Annotated in this window: 2 protein-coding genes and 1 pseudogene; 2 read left to right on the top strand and 1 reads right to left on the bottom strand. The window is 38.8% G+C overall.

Features of this window, described 5'->3' with window-relative positions; translation table 11 throughout:
* A pseudogene (locus AC1DSB_RS17820) lies at nt 1-298 on the bottom strand (YusW family protein); the annotation flags it as partial.
* Between the two features lie 105 nt (nt 299-403).
* Here AC1DSB_RS17820 and AC1DSB_RS17815 point away from each other — a divergent pair.
* On the top strand, nt 404-1,408 hold the full coding sequence (locus AC1DSB_RS17815; RefSeq protein WP_477587258.1) for a phosphotransferase enzyme family protein: 1,005 nt from the start codon (nt 404-406) through the stop codon (nt 1,406-1,408).
* Nucleotides 1,409-1,432: 24 nt separating this feature from the next.
* Nucleotides 1,433-2,410 (top strand): DUF4003 family protein, encoded by a 978-nt coding sequence (locus AC1DSB_RS17810; RefSeq protein WP_477587257.1) that lies wholly within the window; start codon nt 1,433-1,435, stop codon nt 2,408-2,410.
* Nucleotides 2,411-2,575 lie beyond the last annotated feature (165 nt).

Raw genomic sequence — 2,575 nt, 5'->3', positions numbered from 1 at the left:
CACTACTACCTTCTGCTATATTTTTGTATTCCGCGTCGGTAGAGTCTTTTTTTTCCTCATAATTTACATCAAGCGCTTCTGGTTGGTCAGGATAGTCTACTTCCAGTTCAAACTTCCTAAATTCAAATGATTCACCGGTATCTGCTGGATTATCACCTGGAGCATTATCCTCGATATCATTTTCCGTATTGTTATTGGTCACATCTTTTGTAATCTCGTCCTTATCTCCACAAGCCCCAAGCAAGAGGGCAGAAGAGAGCAATAAACTTGCCACGGTGAATGTCTTTTTCGATTTCATGTATATCATCCTTTCGATATAATTCTTTGTAGTTGGTATATCCCAAAATTCTCTAAATATCCGTTTTTTCTATGCAAATTTAAATAAGAAATGGAAGTAAACAGTATGGATAGTCATGAAATTTTATTAAGCTTATCGAAGTTAACCAATCAGGAAATTACAAATGTAAAACGATTATCGGGTGGTTTCCAAAATGTTGTGTTTCACTTTCAGATGAATAATCGACCTTATATTGCCCGTTTGACACCAATTCTTAAAAGGTCAAAAGCATTGATAGATGCTGAACTGGGATATGTCGAATCACTAAAAAGAAATCAAATACATGTGCCAGACGTAATCACGATTAATGACAAATGCATATCAACAATAATAATCGACAATGAAAGCTATTGGCTGACGGTATTTCAATATGTAGAAGATAAAGAAATAGATGTGTCGGATCTCYCTCAGTGGAACAATGCATTCTTTTACGAGTGGGGAAAAACAATTGCAAAATTGCATGGCATCAGTGAAAACATGGAAGAGAAAATCAATCGCCCCGTTTGGATGGATGATGAAGAAATAAATCCAATGCTATCCATGTTGGAAGAGAGTGAACCTTGGCTAAAGAAAATTTACGATGACTACAAGTCAAGATTGGCTACTTTTCCAATAACCAAAGAACGCTTCGGATTGATTCACAATGATTTGCATCAAGGGAATTTTTTCGTGAAAGCTCAACAACTCATTATTTTTGATTTCGATGATTGTGCTTACAATTGGTTCGTCCAAGATTTATCGACTTCTATTTATCATGCTCTGTGGACGGGAAGCTCGTATCATCCAGAATGGACCACGTTCCAACAAGAATTTTTGAAGCATTTTCTGAAAGGATATACAAGTAGTCGGTCACTCACTGAAGCCGATTTAACCCAACTCACACTGTTCCTACAAATAAGGGAAGTATTTTTGTATCTGTTATTTCAGAAATCCTGGGACCATGATCACTTGGAGCAATGGCAATCAGACAAGTTAATCGAACTTGAAGAGAACTTGCGTCAAAAGAAAGTTCCATATGAACAAGAATTGAGAATGTGGATGAATGAAACTTTTAATCATCATTCTTCGTAAATGTTGGTAAAGGGAGTGGATGATATGACGATGGATAAAGTGAAACAAGATTTGCAAACAACATTTGAACAAGTAAAGAACGCAGTTGGATGGACTACCGATAAACGAATTACGTTATCGATAGCAAATTACTATGTCACGACAGGTAAAACGTTTGACGGCAAACGCTTCTTGGCAACCTCGGACGCAATCAAACAAAAAACGGGTTGGACATCTCCACTCCGCTCACACATTCACTACATGATGGTTGCATTTTTGGCGAAGGAAGATGAAGATCCAGCCATTTCAATTGATAACTTATTGACGAAGCAAGTTAAATTAAAATCAGCAGGGTTCAAAAACAATGTATACAGTTATTTAGCAGCGCTTTTGATGAGCGATGATGCAACTCTACAAGGACTACATGCCGAACAAGCAAAACACTTATATGATGCGATGAAATCACATCACCCATTCCTGACGCAGCCTGATGATGTGCCGTATGCAGTCATGCTTGGGAAATTGCCAGGCGGTCCGAAAGAACGAGCAGCCACTATGAATCACTATTACACGGAACTTAGACCACAAGGTTTTTATATGGGGAATGAACTTCAATGGATGTCGCAAGTTCTTACATACAAGAGTCCGAGCTATCAAGCCAATCTGGTTGGGCAAGCTGTGCATATACGAGATCAGCTGAAATGTGCCGGAATCAAAGTGAAATCCATGCACTATGTCATGATCGGATTTCTGGCTGCCTTGGAAATTAAAGATGTAGTATTGCAACATGTCATTGATACGYACCGTCAACTGGAAACAATGAAGCTTTTCAATTGGTACAAAGATATGATTTTACCTATCGCAGTCCAACTCGAAACGAAACACATTATCGATAATGAAGGAACAACCTCAGTCAGTTTTGCCACTACCATTGAACTAATGTTGCAAGCCCAACAAGCCGCCATGATTGCTACGATGGCAGCAACGAATGCGGCAGTCGCGTCAWGTGTTGGAGGAGAATGATAGAATAATGACGAATGTATATATATCAACCTCAGGAGGTGTTTCTTTTGAAAGAAACCGGACTTTGGATTAATGGAGATTGGCGCGAAGCAAGTGAAACATATGATCTGAAAGCTCCCTATGATGGGAAATTTCTTGCAAAAGTGGCAAAAGGATCACCAGAAG

It is taken from the genome of Paenisporosarcina sp. P4_E4_2 (genome assembly GCF_056401595.1).
Note: the sequence above shows the minus strand (reverse complement) of the source record. Positions and strands in the feature narration are given on the sequence as shown.